The sequence below is a fragment of the Corynebacterium sp. zg-331 genome, from assembly GCF_014267345.1.
GTDB lineage: Bacteria > Actinomycetota > Actinomycetes > Mycobacteriales > Mycobacteriaceae > Corynebacterium.
The window spans coordinates 1-669 of the sequence record NZ_JACMYD010000022.1; the positions used below are offsets into that span (position 1 = coordinate 1).

The 669-nt window shown below is 55.5% G+C and carries 1 protein-coding gene; it reads left to right on the top strand.

The genetic code is table 11. The features are described 5' to 3' along the window. On the top strand, positions 1-669 hold a 669-nt coding region (locus tag H7347_RS10540), incomplete at both ends, for an IS3 family transposase (protein WP_152823460.1).

Below are 669 nucleotides of genomic sequence, written 5' to 3' on the forward strand. Positions count from 1 at the left end.
AATCGCCTGATGAGCCTGCTAGGCATTAGTGGTGTGCTGCGGCATAAATCCACGCGCACGACAGTGACCAACCCGAACAATCCCCGGTTTGCTGATCACTGCAAACGATCCTGGCAAAGCGTCTCACATCCGGATCAGTGGTGGGTAGCAGATTTTACCTATGTCTACACCAAGCAGGGCTTTTGCTACGTTGCGTTTGTCACCGACGTGTATTCGCGCAGGATACTGGGCTATAGCGTTGCCGAGTCAAAGACGACTGGGTTTGTCCTCAGCGCGCTGCGCCAAGCTATTAGCCTTCGCCAGCGCGAAGACCCTAATTTCAGCCCGGTAGGGCTAATCCATCATTCGGATGCAGGCTCGCAGTACACCAGTGCGCAGCTGCGTGGACTCATAGCCCGGGAAGGAATGACTGGTTCTATCGGAACTGTCGGCGATGCCTACGATAACGGGCTCATGGAGTCCACTATTGGCCTGTATAAGAGTGAGGAGATTGATTTCGAGGGCCGCAGGTGGAGCAACTGGCAGGAAGTCGAAGCCGCCACCGCGAGCTGGGTGAGTTGGTACAACACCGAGCGACTACACGGATCCATTGACTACATCCCACCGAAGGAACACGAAATGTGGTACCGTCTCACCAATCCCAACAGGGAGCAATCAGAAGCCCACGCG